Origin of the sequence: Cobetia sp. UCD-24C, from assembly GCF_001306765.1 — a bacterium.
Taxonomy (GTDB): domain Bacteria; phylum Pseudomonadota; class Gammaproteobacteria; order Pseudomonadales; family Halomonadaceae; genus Cobetia; species Cobetia amphilecti.
Genome location: NZ_LJTD01000002.1, coordinates 173,563 through 190,621, shown reverse-complemented (window position 1 = coordinate 190,621; position 17,059 = coordinate 173,563). Strand labels below are relative to the sequence as shown.

Below are 17,059 nucleotides of genomic sequence, written 5' to 3'. Positions count from 1 at the left end.
CTCCATGAAAGTGAGGCGCGATCCTGTCGACGGTATTCGACCCGATCCGCATGGACAGCATGATAAATGAACCATTCCACACGAAAAGCGACTTAAATCGCCCATATCATTCGAAAAAAGCGAATATTAAATCCAGCCAGCCTTTTATTCGACCGCTGACTGATAACGGAACGCCTCACCACAGCCCTTCAATTCCTGCCCCGCAATCGTCAAGGTCGCCGTCAGTGGATAGGGCGCGCCCTGCATGGAATCGAAGCAGGCGCCCGGCGCGACCACCAGCTGCAATGGCTCGCCCTGCTTGCCGTCAGCCGGGAGTTGCGCCTTGAGCACACGGCTATCGTTTGCCTCACGGGCGACCCGATAAGGCAGCTTCACCACCTGGACACCTGACGAGCGAGCACCAGCCTCCGCCTCTGCAGAGCGCTCGGATGCCTGCGCCTCGTGCGGCAACTCGAGCAAGCCCTGCATGGCCGTCAGCGTCAGCAGGTTGTGCTCGCTGTCGAGACTGACCTGCCAGCCGGGCTCGTTGCCCTGCGCCACCAACAGCGGCTTCTGCGTCGTCGGATGAATCACGCGCCGATCATCCTGCACACATTCCAGATTGCCACGGGCATTCTGCAGCATCGCCTCGGAACCCTTGAACCACACCTCCAGCCCCTCTTCACCGGGCAGCGCCTTCACATCACCAGACGCCTTCTCGGCCGGCGATGCACCGGCATTGGCCTGATAGCGCTCGCCCGAGGCACTGACGACCCGCTCCAGGGTATAGGCATGCCGCCGCGACCACAGGCGCAACCAGTCATGCGACGCCTCGGAGTCGCCTTCGCTGAAGGCCATCAGCAGATCCTGCGCCGGGGTGCAGCGCCACACCTGATACTCACTCGCCCGGGGCGGTGGCAGAAAATTGGAGGGCAAGGTCACGGCAGCGGCCTTGCCCAGCGATTCCGCACTGGGCGGCGCAGGTTTCTTTGCCACCTCATGCACCACGGGGCCCGGGTCCTGTGCGGGAGCCGGCACCTTGAGCGGCGGCTGGCCAGCATCCGTCCCTGACGCGGCATCCTGACTCCACGGCAGGGAGGTACATCCGGCCAGCAGCATGGGCACCGCCAGAGGCGACAGGCGCAAGCCCGCTCTACCGACAGCGATCATCCCTGGCGTGAGGCTCGCGGCCCACCTATGGGGCAACACACGGGAAATGGCAAAAAGACGACAGCAGTGACGTGACATGATGAACCCTCCCTGGGCATGTCGGACGACAAGATGCAGCGCAGGACTCTGATGATGAGACACTGCGGCATGGCTGGACTTCAAGGCGGAGACGGCGGCTTTCCTGGCGCACCCTGCCAAAGTCTATCAAGCGCAGTGGGGCTTGTGGGGATGGGAATGCACTGAGGGTACAAGGCGCGTGCCCTGCCGGCCTTGCATGACACCCTCCTGGCGCCTGACTCCGGCGCCCTTCGTGTTCCGCCGCCCCGAGTGATACGCGAAACGCCATGAATATGAGACAGTGTCATGAGCGCCCTCGGGCAGCCGCGCGTCACGATGGTGGCTTGGCGGGGAGAAAATCCCGCTGCCACTCTCCCACTGATCCAGTCACGCGGGAGTGATTGACCCGCGCGCGGCTTGCGCCAGGACTTTCAACTTATCGTTCTCGACTTAACGTTCTCGGCTTGCCTGTCTCAACTGACCTGTCTCAACTGACCTGTCTCAACTTGCCGTTCACAATGTATCTCTCTCAACCTCTCAACATGAGCACCATTCATCATGCTTGAATTGCGCCATCTGCGTACCCTGCTGGCCCTGCGTGATGCTGGCTCGCTGGTCGAAGCCGCGGAGCGTGTCCACCTTACCCAGTCCGCCCTGTCCCATCAGCTGAAGGACCTCGAGGAGCGACTGGGCGCGCCGCTGTTCATCCGCAAGACGCGCCCCGTGGAGTTCACCCGCGCCGGACAGCGCCTGTTGTCGCTGGCAGAGCAGGTACTGCCGCAGTTCCGCATGGCTGAGCGAGACATTGCTCGCATGGCGGGTAGCGAGCAGGGCCGGCTGCACATGGCCATCGAGTGCCATAGCTGTTTTCAGTGGCTGATGCCGACGGTGGATCGCTTCCGCGATCACTGGCCGGAGATTGAAGTCGATATCCCCTCGGGCCACAGCTTCGCTCCCCTGCAGGCATTGGGCCGCGAGCAGCTGGACCTGGTCATCACCGCCAACCCGGTGGAGATGACCGGCATCCAGTACATTCCGCTGTTCCGCTATGAGGTCATGCTGGCCGTGGCACGCCAGCATGCACTGGCCATCAAGGGCCATGTGGAGCCGCAGGACCTATGTGACGAGACCTTGATCATCTATCCAGTCGAGCATGATCGCCTGGACGTCTTCACCCAGTTCCTCGAACCGGCCAACGTGAGCCCGCGCGAGATCCGCAGCGCCGAGATGACGGTGATGATGATGCAGCTGGTCGCCAGCGGCCGCGGCGTCACGGCGCTCCCCAACTGGGCGCTGGCCGAGTATCTGACGCGCGATTACGTGCGCGGCCTGTCGCTAGGCGACGGTGTCTGGGCGACACTCTACGCCGCCGTCAGAGAAGATCTGCTCGGCACGCCGTGGATGGACGACTTCCTGCGTACCGCCCGTGAGACATCATTCGAGGTGCTGAGTGGCGTGAAGCCTGCCTGATACCCGGGCCTCAGCGCTTACGAAGAATGGATACACGAAAGCCCCATCACTCGACAGGCCGCAAGGCATCGAGTGGTGGGGCTTTCGTGCATATGCTGATCACTGCTTGTTCGCGCCATATCACTACGGCTTGCGTCCAAGACTTTTTCTTCAGCACAAACAGAACCGCCCCAGCATGAGCTGGGGCGGTTCTTGACATCTATCATCTCAAGCGGAAAGCATTCCGCAATGAGTGATGATCAGTCGATAGCCTTGACGTTGGCTGCCTGCAGGCCTTTCTGGCCCTGGGTCACGTCGAAGGAGACCTGCTGGCCGTCCTGCAGAGTCTTGAAGCCATCAGCCTGGACTTCGGAGAAGTGAACGAACAGATCGTCACCACCGTCAGCCGGAGCGATGAAACCAAAACCTTTAGCGTCGTTGAACCACTTAACTGTACCTGTAGCCATGAGAAATTCCTCTCTGATTAGCATGTTTGAAATAACGGGCATTACCCGAAGAGCGTGGGCAAAGCAAAACCATGCATCAAATCAGCGAGGCTTCTCGGGGCGCTCAAGGCGATTTACCGAGCAGCACAGGCGACTGAGTGGTGCGTCTTGCTATCCAACAGGGGCTACATTGCACGCTAACCCATGATCACGTCAAGCCTTTTCGACAATCACTTCACACAGTCGCCAAGCGATGCCACTCCAGCCAGGTCAGAAATCCCCCTTCGGGCAGCTGCAGATTCGGCGCATCGGTCCCCAGCAGCAGGCGGTCTCCCTCGAGCGTGACGCGCCGAACAAGGGTGACCTCATCCCAATCGGCGATCGTGGCCAGCGACAGATGATGGCAGACCTCCTCCCGCTCACTGTCCCACTGCCAGCGCCCACAGTAGGCAAAGCCCTCACGAAAGGCGGCGACCAGCTGATCATCCGTCGGCGCCATCCCCAGAGGCTGACGCTCACAGGACACCAGCTGCACGCTCATATAGCCATTGGCCATGTAATGCAGCTGTCCCTTGCACTCGCCCAGCGGCTCCAGCTCGCGTCCATCCGGCCAGGCATACCAGAAACGCTCGAGCCGCCATGCGCCGATCAAGTCAGGATGCAGTGACAAGGAAGATTGCCGCATGGCCGATTCCTCAAACGGTCGTGATCAGGTGGCGTGCTCGTCCTGGAGTGACGGCGGCTTGACCGGCGGCAAGGGCACAGGCGCCTTGCGTTCCAGCTGGCTGGAGGTCAGTGGCAGCAACAGGCTGAAGCGCGCGCCCTTGAGCGACCTGCCCTTGTCCACCACCACGCTGCCGCCGTGGGAATGCAGGATCTTCTGCACGATGGAGAGCCCCAGCCCGTAGCCGCCGGAGGCACGCGTACGCGAATCATCCAGGCGCGCGAAGGGCTTGAAAACCTTCTTGCGATCTTCCTCATTGATGCCGGGGCCATCGTCCTCGACATCGAGCCTGACCACCTGCGGGTCACTGGTGATGCGCACCAGCACACGGGAGTCCGCGTGACGGCAGGCATTGGAGACCAGATTCTGCAGCGCCCGCTGCAGATAGCGTGCCTCGGCCTCGACCTCCAGCGCCTCGCCCTCGATACTCAGCAGCAATTCAGGATGCAGCGGCGCCAGCGTCTCGCAGACCTGCTCCGCGATCTCGCGGCAATCCACCATGCCGAGATCCAGCTGGATACCGGCGGCATTGTTGAGGCGTGCGTAGGTCAGGATCTCGTCGATCAGCTTGTCGAGTTCCTCGATGTCGCCGTCTGCGCCCTTTATCTGACGCTGGACGAAATCATCATCGACCATGTCCTCGATCATCTGCAGCGCGAAGCGGATACGCGCCACCGGCGTGCGCAATTCATGCGAGACCGCCCGAATCATGTCCTGCTGCGCGCCCAGCAACCCCTGCACCCGCTCGGCCATGCCATTGAAGGCCATACCGAGACGCCCGAGAAAGTCATTGGACTCGATGCGCACCCGCGTATCGAGATAGCCGCCCGCGATGCGGGTCGCGGCCTTTTCCAGACGCGTCAGGCGCGCCTCCAGTGAACGCACCACCAGATAGATGACGCCGCCCAGCAGACTGATGACCGCCAGTATCATGGCAATGATCAAGGCCGGCGGTGTCGTCTCGAAGCCGCGAATGGGCCCGACCTTGAGCATGGCGCGGTCACCCAGTCGAGCATAGAGCGCCATCGCCTGACCGTGACTGGCCACGTTGAGCACCACCCGACCGGCCTCCAGGCGACTGGCCTGCTGCGCATCGAGATTCTGCGGAATGTCCGGCAGCAGCGCGAAGGACAGACCGGAGGCCTGCTGCAGCTGGGCCAGCAAGTCGCTGCGCTGCTCGGCATTCATGGGCTGCAGGGTGTCATGCAGCGACACCATCAACCCGCGCAACTGCCGCTCCGCGAGATGCAGCAACCGGAATTCCAGCACTCTCTCTTCGCCGGGCACCGCCATCAGCAGCTGCCAGCCGGCGTCATCATGTGGCCGCACCAGCGGCCGCCCGGCCTCAAGGCGGCGCTGCTCCCACCAGCTGAGGTCAAAGACCGCCGCCGGTGCCAGCAACAACCGCCCATCCAGCAGGCGGGCGGTCCGATTGAGGAAGGCCCCGCGCTCAGCCTCCGGCGTGGCCGCGATCTGGCTCACCAGCAGGCGCATCGGCGCTGCGCCCAGACGCGTCTGGTAGGCCTCCAGCCGGACCATGTTGGTCAGCTGAAAGCCGCCCAGCGCGATGCCCAGCGTGAGCACCAATGCCACCAGCAAGGCGACATAGACACGCAGGAAGATGCTGTCGGAGAGAGCCCGGCGCATCTTCTAGAGGTCCTTGACGAACAGGTATCCCTTACTGCGCACCGTCTTGATCCGCTCAGGATGATTGGGGTCATCGCCAATCTTGGGGCGGATGCGCGAGACACGCACATCGATGGAGCGGTCCTGGCCGTCGTACTTGATGCCGCGCAGCGCAGAGAAGATTTCCTCGCGCGTCAGCACGCGTCCCGCGTTCGAGGACAGTAGCCACAGCAGGTCGAACTCGGCACTGGTCAGTTCGATGCGCTCGCGCGCCAACCATGCCTCACGGGTGGCGTTGTCGATCTCGAGATCATTGAACACCAGGCGCGTCTCACCGGCGGCCACTTCGGGGCCATCGGCGCGACGCAGCAAGGCCCGCATGCGTGCAAGCAATACACGCGGCTGCACCGGCTTGGGCACGTAATCGTCGGCGCCCATCTCCAGACCCAGCACCTGATCCATGTCATCGGTACGCGCCGTCAGCATCAGGATCGGCCCGGCGAACTGAGGCCGCACGCGACGACAGATGGACAGACCATCCTCGCCCGGCAGCATCAGGTCCAGAATCACGATGTCGGGGCGCAGACTGATGATCAGGTCCACCGCCCGCGCGCCGTCATTCTCGACGCTCACGCGGAAGTTGTTGGCTTCGAGGTATTCGCGCGTCAGTGTCGCCAGACGCTCGTCATCCTCAACAATCAATACATGTTCTTGCGCATTGGTATCCAAGGGCATTCCATCCGCATCGTTGGGTCAACGTGGCCAGCAGCTCACAAGCAGTTACTTTCCTGTGCCACGTCGTAACCTTTTCAGGGTGATTTGTCACGAATGATACGCCAATTTGGGCGTTTACGCGCCAGCAGCGCAGGCACCATCTGCATTGACGGAGCGCAGAAAATTTAACACCTGAACTCTTGACATCCCCCAGCGACAAGGCCGGATTTTCAACCACACCTTACCCACAAGTTATCCACTTGCACGCCCCACCAAACAACACTATCTTGTGTCCAAAATCAGCTCACACCCCATATGTAGGGTTTTGGCGACGTCGACACCCATAGATCATGGCGACGATTGTCAAGCCCCGAAAGCATGAATAAGCGTATGGGAAGGCAGTCACGCAAGGCTGCTGGAACCGTGTCTCATGAACGCTATCAGGCTCAGCCCGGGCGCCGATTGCCCCGCCTGAGCCTGATCGAGTTTCTCGACGACAAGGCTGACGACGACAGAATATCCCCGGGCGCAGGCAGGAATTTCCAGCCTGCGCCCCGATACGAATTGCCCTCGAGCCCTAACGGGCAACGATTCACCTTCAGACGATTCAGGAAGGCGTCATGGATTCCACTTTCAGCACCGATCAGGCGACAGTCGACGTGACTGCCCCCCAGCGCCTGCGCGTCATCAAGCGCAATGGCGATGTTGCGGCCTTCGACGCCAGCAAGATCTCCGTCGCTCTCTCCAAGGCGTTCATCGCCGTGGAAGGCGATCAGGTCGAGTCCAGCTCGCGCATCCGCGACCTGGTTCAGCAGCTGACCAGCCAGATCACCGACGCCTTCCAGCGTCGTATGCCTGACGGTGGCACCCTGCACATCGAAGACATCCAGGATCAGGTCGAGCTGGCGCTGATGCGTTCCGGCGAGCACAAGGTCGCCCGTGCCTATGTGCTGTACCGCGATGAGCATGCTCGTGCCCGCAGCGCCCAAAGCGAAGGGATCGCCAAGCCGCACCCGACCATCAACGTCACGCACCTCGACGGCAGCGTGCGTCCGCTGGATCTGGGCCGTATCGAGACCCTCGTCTTCGATGCCTGCGCCGAGCTTTCCAACGTCGATGCCCAGAAGATCGTCGATGACTCCCTGAAGAATCTGTACGACGGCGTGCCGGTCGATGGCGTGTCCACCGCGCTGATGATGACCGCGCGTACGCTGGTCGAGAAGGACCCGAACTACACCTACGTCACCGCCCGCCTGCTGCAGGACAACCTGCGCCGCGAAGCCCTGAGCTTCCTCAAGGTCGCTGATGAGGCCACCTTCGGCGAGATGAAGGACCACTACCCGGTCGCCTTCAAGGCCTACATCGAGAGCGGTATCGCCTTCGAGCAGCTGGACGAGCAACTGGCCACCTTCGATCTGGAGCGTCTCGGCGCGGCCATCGATCACACGCGTGACAACCAGTTCACCTACCTCGGCCTGCAGACCCTGTACGACCGCTACTTCCTGCACCAGAACGACGTGCGCTATGAGCTGCCGCAGGTCATGTTCATGCGTGTCGCCATGGGCCTGTCCCTGAACGAGGAAGACCGCGAAGGCCGTGCCATCGAGTTCTACGAGCTGCTGTCCAGCTTCGACTACATGGCTTCCACGCCGACGCTGTTCAACGCCGGCACCCGTCGCAGCCAGCTGTCCAGCTGCTACCTGACCACCGTGCCGGACGCCCTCGACGGCATCTACGGCGCCATCCGCGACAACGCCATGCTCTCCAAGTGGGCGGGTGGTCTCGGCAATGACTGGACGCCGGTGCGTGCGCTGGGCTCCTACATCAAGGGCACCAACGGCAAGTCCCAGGGCGTCGTGCCCTTCCTGAAGGTCGTCAACGACACCGCCGTTGCCGTCAATCAGGGTGGCAAGCGCAAGGGCGCCGTCTGTGCCTATCTGGAAACCTGGCACATGGACGTCGAGGAATTCCTCGACCTGCGCAAGAACACCGGTGATGACCGTCGTCGTACCCACGACATGAACACCGCCAACTGGGTGCCGGATCTCTTCATGAAGCGTGTCTTCGATGACACCGAGTGGACCCTGTTCTCGCCGTCCGACTGCCCGGACCTCCACGACCTGTACGGCGCGGCCTTCCAGGCGCGTTACGAGCAGTACGAGGAGATGACCCGTCAGGGCCAGCTGAAGCTGTTCAAGCGCGTCAAGGCGCGTGATCTGTGGCGCAAGATGCTCTCCATGCTGTTCGAGACCGGCCACCCGTGGATCACCTTCAAGGACCCGTGCAACCTGCGCAGCCCGCAGCAGCACGCCGGTGTCGTGCACTCGTCCAACCTGTGCACCGAGATCACCCTCAACACCTCCGAGGACGAGATCGCGGTCTGCAACCTGGGCTCGATCAACCTGGCGCAGCACGTCATCGACGGCAAGCTGGATGGCGACAAGCTCAAGAAGTCGGTGCGTACCGCCGTGCGCATGCTCGACAATGTCATCGACATCAACTACTACGCCGTACCGCAGGCGCGTCGCTCCAACATGCGTCACCGCCCGGTCGGCCTCGGTATCATGGGCTTCCAGGATGCGCTCTACGCGCAGTCCATCGCCTATGCCTCCGAAGAAGCCGTGACCTTCGCCGACGAATCCATGGAACTCGTCAGCTATCACGCCATCGAAGCTTCCAGTGATCTGGCCGCCGAGCGTGGTCGTTACGAAAGCTTCGACGGTTCGCTGTGGAGCCAGGGCATCCTGCCGATCGATTCCATCGAGAAGCTCAAGACCGAGCGTGGCGCCGACTACATCGAGATGGACGAAAGCCAGACTCAGGACTGGGACTACATCCGCGAGAAGGTCCGCACCCAGGGCATGCGCAACTCCAACGTGATGGCGATCGCGCCGACCGCGACGATCTCCAACATCTGTGGTGTCTCGCAGTCCATCGAACCGACCTACCAGAACCTGTTCGTCAAATCGAACCTGTCTGGCGAGTTCACCGTGGTCAACGCCTACATGGTCAACGACCTCAAGGCGCGCGGCCTGTGGGACGAGGTCATGATCAACGACCTCAAGTACTACGACGGCAGCGTGCAGCCGATCGAGCGCATCCCGGAAGACCTCAAGGCGCTGTACGCCAACGCCTTCGAAGTCGAGCCGAAGTGGATCGTCGAAGCCGCCTCGCGTCGTCAGAAGTGGATCGATCAGGCCCAGTCCCTGAACCTGTACATCCAGGGCGTGTCCGGCAAGAAGCTGGACGTGACCTACCGCATGGCATGGTTCCGTGGCCTCAAGACCACCTATTACCTCCGTGCTCTGGGTGCGACCGCCGTGGAGAAATCCACCGTCGATCGCAGCAAGCACAACGCCGTCGGCAATGCACCGACTCCGGCACCTGCTCCTGCGCCGACCCCGGCACCGGAAGCCAAGCCGGAACCGCGCGGCATCGAAGACTTCCTGCAGGGCAAGAGCGGCCAGCGTGCCCCCTCCGCCAGCAACATCGATGAGTTGGGCTGTGAGGCCTGTCAGTAAGCGATTGCGCCAGACCCGAGTCCGCTGACGCTGACTCACCGCCTGCCAGGACACACCTTGCAGGCGGACTGCGGCAAACCTACAAGACCGAGCCCCGCTCGGTCTTGTGCCGCCACCAACAATCACTGCCTCCTGACATTCCCTCGAAACAAGCCCGGGCCTGACTCCCTGTGGGAGCCACGCCACTCGATGGCGCTCGCGTCGTAGAACGCACCGCCCCTGCCTTTTCGTCACGCTGACTGCCCGCGTGACCATCACCGAACACGAGGAACGCAACATGTTGAACTGGGACGATTTCCACGAAGACGAAGCCCCCGCTGCCGAGAAGCCGGCGACGGCCAAACCGGCGCCGCAGGCCGAAGCTCCCGCGGCTGCCCCGGCGGCTGACGCTGTCGTCGCGAACGAGAACAGCGAAGGCTACGCGATCAGCGATGCCGAGCGCATCGCCCGCGCCCAGCAGGCGCTGGACGATCTCGACGTGGCCAAGGGTCTGGAAGAACTGGAAATGGGTGCCCAGCGCATTCAGGTCGACGAGAAGCGCATGATCAATGCGCGCGCCGACGTCAACCAGCTGGTGCCCTTCAAGTACGACTGGGCATGGCAGAAGTACCTCGACGGCTCCGCGAACCACTGGATGCCGCAGGAAGTGAACATGAACGCGGACATCGCGTTGTGGAAGAGCCAGGACGGCCTGACCGAAGACGAGCGTCTGATCGTGATGCGCTCGCTGGGCTACTTCTCCACTGCCGACTCGCTGGTCGCCAACAACCTGGTGCTGGCCGTCTACAAGAACATCACCAACCCGGAGTGCCGCCAGTACCTGCTGCGCCAGGCCTTCGAAGAGGCGATCCACACCCACGCCTACCAGTACTGCATCGAGTCACTGGGCATGGACGAAGGCGAAGTCTTCAACATGTACCGTGAAGTGGACTCCGTGGCGCGCAAGTCCGCCTGGAGCCTCAAGCACACCCAGGCGCTGGCGCGTGCCGACTTCCACACCGGTACACCGGAAGCGGACCAGGAATTCCTGCGCAACCTGATCGGCTTCTACGCCGTCACCGAAGGCATCTTCTTCTACTGCGGCTTCTCCCAGATCCTGTCCATGGGTCGTCGCAACAAGATGACCGGCGTCGCCGAGCAGTTCCAGTACATCCTGCGTGACGAGTCCATGCACCTGAACTTCGGCATCGACGTGATCAACCAGATCAAGGTCGAGAACCCGCACCTGTGGACCGCCGAATTCCAGGACGAAGTCACCCAGATGATTCTGGAAGGCACCCAGCTCGAGATCGAATACGCGCGTGACACCATGCCGCGCGGCGTGCTGGGCATGAACGCGGCCATCATGGAGGAATACCTCCACTTCATCTGCAACCGTCGCCTCGCGCAGCTGGGCCTCAAGGAGCAGTTCCCGGGCGCCAAGAACCCGTTCCCGTGGATGTCCGAGATCATCGACCTGCGCAAGGAGAAGAACTTCTTCGAGACGCGCGTCACCGAATATCAGGTCGGCGGTGCCCTGAGCTGGGATTGATGTGAAGTATTGGCCTTCACTTGCTTTTGTGGAGGCCAAAAAAAACGCCCGAAGCTGCAACTTCGGGCGTCTCGAGCGTCAGGGCGTGTGGTCACCCCAAAATGCTCAGGTAGGCTAGCTACCAAATGCGGAGGCATTGTCTCCTTCTGGTTAGCCAAGATCAAGTTGGCCGCCCCACCGATTGAGGAGATTAGCCATGGCTAAAACTCAAAGCGGCAAGAAGAAGGTACATGTCCCACCGCACACCCGGACATCACCTTCTGGAAAGACAGTGAAAGTGCCTGAGCATTATCGCTCCACTCCGAACTGATCAGCAGAAAACGAACGGGCCATGTCATTGATATGGCCCGTTTTTGCGTCCAGCGCCCGCACAGGGTAGGCTTCGCGCCGTCCCGACTCTCCCCGGCTTCACGTGAAAGGAACGAACATGCAACTCGGTATCATCGGACTCGGCCGCATGGGCGGCAATATCGCTCGTCGCTTGATGCGCAATGGCCACGAAGTGGTCGCCCATGATCGTGACGCGGCAATCGCCCAGTCACTGGTCGCCGACGGTGCGACGCACGTCGATAGCCTCGTGGAACTGGTTCAGCAGCTCGAGGCGCCGCGCGCCGTCTGGGTCATGCTGCCGGCTGGCGAGATCACCGAGCAGACCATCGCCACGCTGGCCGAGCTGATGGAAGCCGGCGACACCATCATCGATGGCGGCAACACCTTCTACAAGGACGACATCCGCCGTGCCACGGCCCTCAAGCTGAAGGGCCTGAACTACGTCGATGTGGGCACTTCCGGCGGCGTGTGGGGCCTGGAGCGCGGCTACTGCATGATGATCGGCGCCGAGAAGGCCGTGTTCGAGCATCTCGAGCCGCTGTTCGATACTCTTGCCCCGGGCTATGGCGATCTCGAGCGCACCAAGGGCCGCAACGCCCCGGACGAGCGCGCCGAGCGCGGCTACATCCACGCCGGTCCGGTCGGTGCCGGTCACTACGTGAAGATGGTCCACAACGGCATCGAGTACGGCCTGATGCAGGCTTATGCCGAGGGCTTCGAGCTGATGCAGAGCAAGGGCTCCGACGCCCTGCCGGAAGATCAGCGCTTCGACCTCAATCTGGCCGATATCGCCGAGGTGTGGCGTCGTGGCAGCGTGGTGTCTTCCTGGCTGCTCGACCTGACCGCCCAGGCCCTGGCCGGTGACGAGCGTCTGGACCACTACAGCGGTGCCGTCTCCGACAGTGGCGAAGGCCGCTGGACCGTCGATGCCGCCGTCGAGCAGGGTGTCGCCGTGCCGGTGCTGGCCAATGCGCTCTTCTCGCGCTTCAGCTCGCGCAAGGAAAACACCTACGCCAACCGCCTGCTGTCGGCAATGCGCTTCGGCTTCGGTGGCCATGTCGAGCCGCCCAGGAAAGACTGAGCACCTGCTCTGACACGCCAGACGTGAAACGCCCCGCTCATGGAGATCATGAGCGGGGCGTTGTCGTTTGCGGGGCCTGCTGACAGAGCGGTGGAGTGTCAGCTGACCTTCTTGCCAGCCCTGTCAGCCATCTGTGTCAGCCAATGGCGTTATCGGCCGCCGCCAGCGCCATCCACCGGCGTCAGCGTCATCTGCTGACCGCGCATGTTGATATCGAACTCTCCCAGGAAACTCATTCCCAGCAGCACCACCTCATCATGCATGCCCGGCACGATGGCCCCGCGCACCTCGCGCTGGCTGAGCCCCGCCAGACTGACGGTATCCAGTGTGGTCAGGGCACCGTGGCTGACGCCATTTGCGGTGGTGAAGCGCGCATCTCGCCCGCGTGGCAGCTGCAGGCGCTCGGCCAGCGCTTCGGACACTGAAACATAGGTGGCGCCGGTATCGAGCAGGAAGGTCACCGGCTGATCATTGATCGTACCGGGGGCCACGAAGTGCCCTGAGCGGTTGCGCGACAGCGTCAGCGGCTCGCCGGATGACAGCGACTGGCCAGCCAGCGAGGCATTGGGCCGGGTGCGCTCATCAAGCTGGTCCTGAAACCACCACACCAGCATGGCGAGAATCAGCGCCCAGCACAGCACCAGCATGCCGACACCATAACGGCGGGTCGCGCCGCCCCCTGAATCACTCATCCACCACCACCCCGCAACAGCAGGCGTAGGCCGACGGCGCACAGTGCGAAGCCGAGAATCAACGGCACCCCGATCAGCCAGCCGCGCGTTCCCGGCAGGCTGGCCTCATGCGGGGCGTCGAGGCGATAGACCAGCGCCACGCTCTCCCCAACGGCGGGTGTCGGCGAGGGCACCGCCAGCGGCGAGATGATCTCGTGCCAGCCATCACGCTGATCCTGATAGCGCACCACGGGCGCATACTGGATCGACTCGATATTGAAGCGCCCACCCGGCGGCAGCCCCGCCATCGCCAGGGCCTCATCCTCGCTGAGCCTGCCGCCCTTGGGCAGATGGATCGGGCCACGCCCTTCGACGTGCAGCGTACGGTCGTGATTGATGACCTCGCCCATCACCTGTGCGCTGTTGCGGGCGAAGGACTGTGCCTGCTGCCAGCGATAGCCACCGAGCAGCATCAAGGCGATGCCGATGATGATCAGTCCCCAGGTCAACGCCATGCGATGCCTCCTTGTGGTCGGTGCTATCATGCACGACGCGGTGTCGAGGTACGGGCCTGGACGTCGTCGCTCACGTCATGGGCAACGCCCTGCTCGTGTCCGCCGGCCGCTTCCAGCCTCTCGCTCAGCGCCTCGAACTGGCGCCAGCGCGCATGCGCCAGCGGCGTGACACCTTCGGCGTCCGCCAGATTGACGTCGGCACCGTGGGCCAGCAGCTGCTCGACGACACGTTGATAGTCAACGCCGCCATCCCCCAGCAACACGGCCTCGATCAGTGCCGTCCAGCCGAGCGTATTCTGGTGATTGACGTCGACATCGGTCTCCTCGAGCAGCTGACGGCAGATATCGGCATGGCCACGCTCACTGGCCGACATCAGCGCAGTGGAAGAGAAGCGATTGAGCACCGTCGCCGAGGCGCCATGCGCCAGCAGCCGGCTCAGGCAGCGGCCATAGCCGAGTGCGGCCGCAGCCAGCAGGGGCGTGTCGTGCAGGGCATCGGTCTGCTCGCAATCGGCGCCGGCGGCCAGCAGGGCCTCCACCGCCTCCGGCTGATTGGCCTGCACCGCGACCAGCAATGGCGAGCGCCCGCGATAATCCACGTCATTGACTCGCTCGTGCGCATCGGGAGCGGCCAATGCCTGTGCCAGGCCCTCCAGATCGCCATGCTGAGCACACATTGTCATGTCCTTCATCACCACCTCCTGACGCCCGGCAACGGATGCTTACTCTCTGACAGCCTATGCGATCCTGAGCGTGACCGTTAGCCCCGCCAGCGTTCAATCGGCGCCTTGAGCATCGCCGATCAGGCATGGCGTGACGAATGACAGGCAAAAAAAAAGCGCTCCCGAAGGAGCGCCAGTTCGTCATCACCGCAGGGCGCGGCAGACGAGACTCAGAAACGAAGCCCGTCCGGCTGCCAGCCGGACACCGTCAGAATACGATGTCGCCCTGCCCGCGCCCAATCATCTCTCGGGATGGCTGTGATAGCGCTGAACTATCAAGACAAGACCACTGATAAACGTGGCGGCGCCCTGTCACTCCTTCGGCTGCGCCCCGACCAGCGGGGAGCTCGGCAGCCAGACGCGTGCCGCCAGGCCGCCCAGGCTGGAGCGCTCAAGTGCCAGCTCGCCCCCATAGAGCGCCATCAGATCATCGACGATCGCCAGCCCCAGACCGGAACCGGAGCGCCCTTCATCAAGACGCGCCCCACGCCCCAGCGCGGCAGCGCCCTCTTCTTCATTCATGCCAGGGCCGTCGTCCTCGATGATCAACAGCACGCCGCCATCGCGGGTCTCGCTGCTGACGCGCACCTGCTGGCGAGCCCACTGCAAGGCGTTCTCGAGCAGGTTACCGACCATTTCCTGCAGGTCCTGCGGGTCGACCCGCACGCTGGCGTCGTCCTCTAGCGCCAGACTGAGCGTGATGCCACGCCGACTCGCCAAGCGCCCTAGCCCCTCGAAGACCGGCCCCGCCGCCTCACGCAGGCTGATGCGCCCGCTGAGATGCGCGCCACCGGCGGCACTGGCACGCGCCAGGTGGTGGCGCACGGCTTCATCGATACGTTTGAGCTCGGCGTCGATCCGCGCACGGTCCTCGCCGTCGAAGCGCTCGGACTGCGCCTTGAGCACGCTGACCGGCGTCTTGAGGGCATGCGCCAGATTGCCGGCCGCCGCACGCCCACGCTCGATCAAGCGCTGATCTCGCTCGAGCACGGCATTGATGGCGCGGGTCAGCTCGGTCAGCTCCGGCGGCAGACGGGTCTCTTCCAGCCGCTCCGCCTCGCCGTCGGCAACCTTCTTGAGGCGAGCCCGCAGGCGCCGCAGAGGCGCCAGCCCCCAGCTGATCTGCGCGGCAGAGCCGCACACCAAAAGCGATGCCAAGGCCACCAGCGCGCCCGCCAGCAGCCACTCGAAGCGCGCGACCTCGGCGTCGACCTCACTACGACTGGCCGCCACCATCACGTGCAGTGGCTGGTTGCGGCCGGGCAGGCGGATATCGCGCTCGAGGGAGCGCAACACCTGATGGCGCGGGCCCTTGAGGTCACGGCTGATGATGACGCCCTTGTCCATGTCTTCCAGCGGCGGCAGTCGCTGGTCCCACAGCGAGCGCGACGTCAGCACATTGCCGTTGCGATCGGAAATCTGCCAGTACCAGCCCGAATAGGCCTGATCGAAGCGTGGGTCGCCCAGCGAGCGTGTCAGGCCGGGGCGGCCCTTCTCGCGGTCGAACTGGATGGCGGCGATCAGCACCTTCGACAGCGACAGCAGGCGCTGGTCGAAGGCGGTAGTCACGGCGTCACGGAAGCTCCAGGCCAGACCGAGCCCGGTCAGCGGCATGACGATCAAGGCAATGACCAGCGAGCCGCCCAGCAAGCGGCGGCCGACGGACAGTGGCTTCATGCGTCGCTGCCATCCGCCGGCGTCTGTGTCTCGGCGTCCGGATCACGCAGGCGATAGCCACGCCCGCGCAGCGTCTCGATGCGCTCGGCACCCAGCTTGCGGCGCAGACGGCTGATCTGCACGTCGATGACATTGGAATCGGGTTCGTGGTCGCGGTCATAGACATGCTCGACCAGTTCAGAACGGCTGACCACACCGGGCACGGCGTGCATCAGGTGCATCAGCAGGCGCGTTTCCTGGGCGGTCAGCGACACGGGGCGCCCCGCCAGACTGACGGTACCGCCATGGGTGTCACAGGCCAGATCACCCAGCTTGAGCACGGGGTGGGCATGGCCGCGTGAGCGCCGTACCAGGGCGCGCAGACGGAAGATGACCTCGGCGGTCTCGAAGGGCTTGGTGACGTAATCATCGGCGCCGGCAGAGAAGCCGGCGGCCTTGTCAGACCAGCGCTCGCGCGCGGTCAGCACCAGCACCGGCACCTCGATGCCGGCTTCCCGCCACTGGGCCAGCCAGCGCGTGCCATCACCGTCCGGCAGGCCGAGATCCAACACTACGGCATCGTAGCTCTCGGTCTGGATCAAAAAGTCGGCGTCTCCCCCGGTGGTGGCATGCTCGACCAGTACATCGGCTTCCCCCAGGCGCGCCATCAGCGCTTCGGCCAACGGCATGTCATCTTCAACCAGCAATATCTTCATCGATTCTCGGGCTCCTGACGCAAGCGGCGTTCTACCGGTGGCGCAATGGACAATGGCACTAGCATACCGTTCCTCAGGGCCGCCAGGCACCCTCGCGCCCTTGTCACAGCCTGCGCTGGCACTACCTGGCCTGGCGACTGCCTGCCTCGTC

Annotated in this window: 14 protein-coding genes; 4 read left to right on the top strand and 10 right to left on the bottom strand. The window is 63.3% G+C overall.

The window, feature by feature from the left end; genetic code table 11:
• Window positions 1-144 precede the first annotated feature (144 nt).
• Complete coding sequence (locus AOG28_RS03185) at window positions 145-1,125, bottom strand: MliC family protein (RefSeq protein WP_160317847.1); 981 nt, start codon at window positions 1,123-1,125, stop codon at window positions 145-147.
• A gap of 639 nt (window positions 1,126-1,764) precedes the next feature.
• Between AOG28_RS03185 and AOG28_RS03180 the strand changes: the two genes are divergently transcribed.
• Window positions 1,765-2,676 carry a LysR family transcriptional regulator gene (locus AOG28_RS03180; RefSeq protein WP_054555293.1) on the top strand — a complete coding sequence of 304 codons (912 nt, stop codon included), beginning with the start codon at window positions 1,765-1,767 and terminating at the stop codon, window positions 2,674-2,676.
• A gap of 239 nt (window positions 2,677-2,915) precedes the next feature.
• Here the strand turns inward: AOG28_RS03180 and AOG28_RS03175 are convergent, their stop codons facing one another.
• The 4 genes from AOG28_RS03175 to AOG28_RS03160 form a co-directional block, all read right to left on the bottom strand.
• Window positions 2,916-3,122 (bottom strand): cold-shock protein, encoded by a 207-nt coding sequence (locus tag AOG28_RS03175; RefSeq protein WP_043333698.1) that lies wholly within the window; start codon window positions 3,120-3,122, stop codon window positions 2,916-2,918.
• Window positions 3,123-3,336: 214 nt separating this feature from the next.
• Entirely contained in the window at window positions 3,337-3,786 is a 450-nt protein-coding gene (locus AOG28_RS03170; RefSeq protein ID WP_054555292.1) for a lipocalin-like domain-containing protein, read from the bottom strand.
• A gap of 24 nt (window positions 3,787-3,810) precedes the next feature.
• A complete protein-coding gene (locus tag AOG28_RS03165; protein ID WP_054555291.1) occupies window positions 3,811-5,472 on the bottom strand; it encodes an ATP-binding protein in 1,662 nt (553 codons plus the stop codon).
• 3 nt (window positions 5,473-5,475) lie between these two features.
• Window positions 5,476-6,186, bottom strand: a complete 711-nt coding sequence (locus AOG28_RS03160) for a response regulator (protein ID WP_043334706.1) — start codon at window positions 6,184-6,186, stop codon at window positions 5,476-5,478.
• A gap of 599 nt (window positions 6,187-6,785) precedes the next feature.
• Here AOG28_RS03160 and AOG28_RS03155 point away from each other — a divergent pair.
• The 3 genes from AOG28_RS03155 to gnd all read left to right on the top strand — a co-directional run bounded on the left by AOG28_RS03155 (window position 6,786) and on the right by gnd (window position 12,628).
• Window positions 6,786-9,686, top strand: coding sequence for a ribonucleoside-diphosphate reductase subunit alpha (locus AOG28_RS03155; RefSeq protein ID WP_054555290.1), 2,901 nt, complete (start codon window positions 6,786-6,788; stop codon window positions 9,684-9,686).
• Between the two features lie 277 nt (window positions 9,687-9,963).
• Entirely contained in the window at window positions 9,964-11,217 is a 1,254-nt protein-coding gene (locus tag AOG28_RS03150) for a ribonucleotide-diphosphate reductase subunit beta (RefSeq protein ID WP_054555289.1), read from the top strand.
• 427 nt (window positions 11,218-11,644) lie between these two features.
• The gene (gene gnd, locus AOG28_RS03145; RefSeq protein ID WP_043334711.1) at window positions 11,645-12,628 is read left to right on the top strand and encodes a phosphogluconate dehydrogenase (NAD(+)-dependent, decarboxylating); all 984 of its coding nucleotides are present in this window, start codon (window positions 11,645-11,647) and stop codon (window positions 12,626-12,628) included.
• 149 nt (window positions 12,629-12,777) lie between these two features.
• Here gnd and AOG28_RS03140 read toward each other — a convergent pair whose 3' ends face one another.
• The 5 genes from AOG28_RS03140 to AOG28_RS03120 form a co-directional block, all read right to left on the bottom strand.
• On the bottom strand, window positions 12,778-13,320 hold the full coding sequence (locus tag AOG28_RS03140) for a retropepsin-like aspartic protease family protein (RefSeq protein WP_054555288.1): 543 nt from the start codon (window positions 13,318-13,320) through the stop codon (window positions 12,778-12,780).
• A complete protein-coding gene (locus AOG28_RS03135) occupies window positions 13,317-13,814 on the bottom strand; it encodes a DUF3592 domain-containing protein (RefSeq protein WP_054555287.1) in 498 nt (165 codons plus the stop codon). Before AOG28_RS03135 ends, AOG28_RS03140 begins: the two co-directional genes overlap by 4 nt.
• A gap of 26 nt (window positions 13,815-13,840) precedes the next feature.
• A complete protein-coding gene (locus AOG28_RS03130) occupies window positions 13,841-14,506 on the bottom strand; it encodes an ankyrin repeat domain-containing protein (RefSeq protein WP_052384714.1) in 666 nt (221 codons plus the stop codon).
• Between the two features lie 342 nt (window positions 14,507-14,848).
• Entirely contained in the window at window positions 14,849-16,213 is a 1,365-nt protein-coding gene (locus AOG28_RS03125; RefSeq protein WP_043334721.1) for a sensor histidine kinase, read from the bottom strand.
• On the bottom strand, window positions 16,210-16,908 hold the full coding sequence (locus tag AOG28_RS03120) for a response regulator transcription factor (RefSeq protein WP_043334723.1): 699 nt from the start codon (window positions 16,906-16,908) through the stop codon (window positions 16,210-16,212). Before AOG28_RS03120 ends, AOG28_RS03125 begins: the two co-directional genes overlap by 4 nt.
• Between the last annotated feature and the right edge of the window lie 151 nt (window positions 16,909-17,059).

What these genes read in the sequence shown, in the direction of transcription:
- AOG28_RS03180 (WP_054555293.1), top strand. Translation starts at nt 1,765, where the DNA reads ATGCTTGAATTGCGCCATCTGCGTACCCTGCTGGCCCTGCGTGATGCT.
- AOG28_RS03175 (WP_043333698.1), bottom strand. Translation starts at nt 3,122, where the DNA reads ATGGCTACAGGTACAGTTAAGTGGTTCAACGACGCTAAAGGTTTTGGT.
- AOG28_RS03170 (WP_054555292.1), bottom strand. Translation starts at nt 3,786, where the DNA reads ATGCGGCAATCTTCCTTGTCACTGCATCCTGACTTGATCGGCGCATGG.
- AOG28_RS03165 (WP_054555291.1), bottom strand. Translation starts at nt 5,472, where the DNA reads ATGCGCCGGGCTCTCTCCGACAGCATCTTCCTGCGTGTCTATGTCGCC.
- AOG28_RS03160 (WP_043334706.1), bottom strand. Translation starts at nt 6,186, where the DNA reads ATGCCCTTGGATACCAATGCGCAAGAACATGTATTGATTGTTGAGGAT.
- AOG28_RS03155 (WP_054555290.1), top strand. Translation starts at nt 6,786, where the DNA reads ATGGATTCCACTTTCAGCACCGATCAGGCGACAGTCGACGTGACTGCC.
- AOG28_RS03150 (WP_054555289.1), top strand. Translation starts at nt 9,964, where the DNA reads ATGTTGAACTGGGACGATTTCCACGAAGACGAAGCCCCCGCTGCCGAG.
- gnd (WP_043334711.1), top strand. Translation starts at nt 11,645, where the DNA reads ATGCAACTCGGTATCATCGGACTCGGCCGCATGGGCGGCAATATCGCT.
- AOG28_RS03140 (WP_054555288.1), bottom strand. Translation starts at nt 13,320, where the DNA reads ATGAGTGATTCAGGGGGCGGCGCGACCCGCCGTTATGGTGTCGGCATG.
- AOG28_RS03135 (WP_054555287.1), bottom strand. Translation starts at nt 13,814, where the DNA reads ATGGCGTTGACCTGGGGACTGATCATCATCGGCATCGCCTTGATGCTG.
- AOG28_RS03130 (WP_052384714.1), bottom strand. Translation starts at nt 14,506, where the DNA reads ATGAAGGACATGACAATGTGTGCTCAGCATGGCGATCTGGAGGGCCTG.
- AOG28_RS03125 (WP_043334721.1), bottom strand. Translation starts at nt 16,213, where the DNA reads ATGAAGCCACTGTCCGTCGGCCGCCGCTTGCTGGGCGGCTCGCTGGTC.
- AOG28_RS03120 (WP_043334723.1), bottom strand. Translation starts at nt 16,908, where the DNA reads ATGAAGATATTGCTGGTTGAAGATGACATGCCGTTGGCCGAAGCGCTG.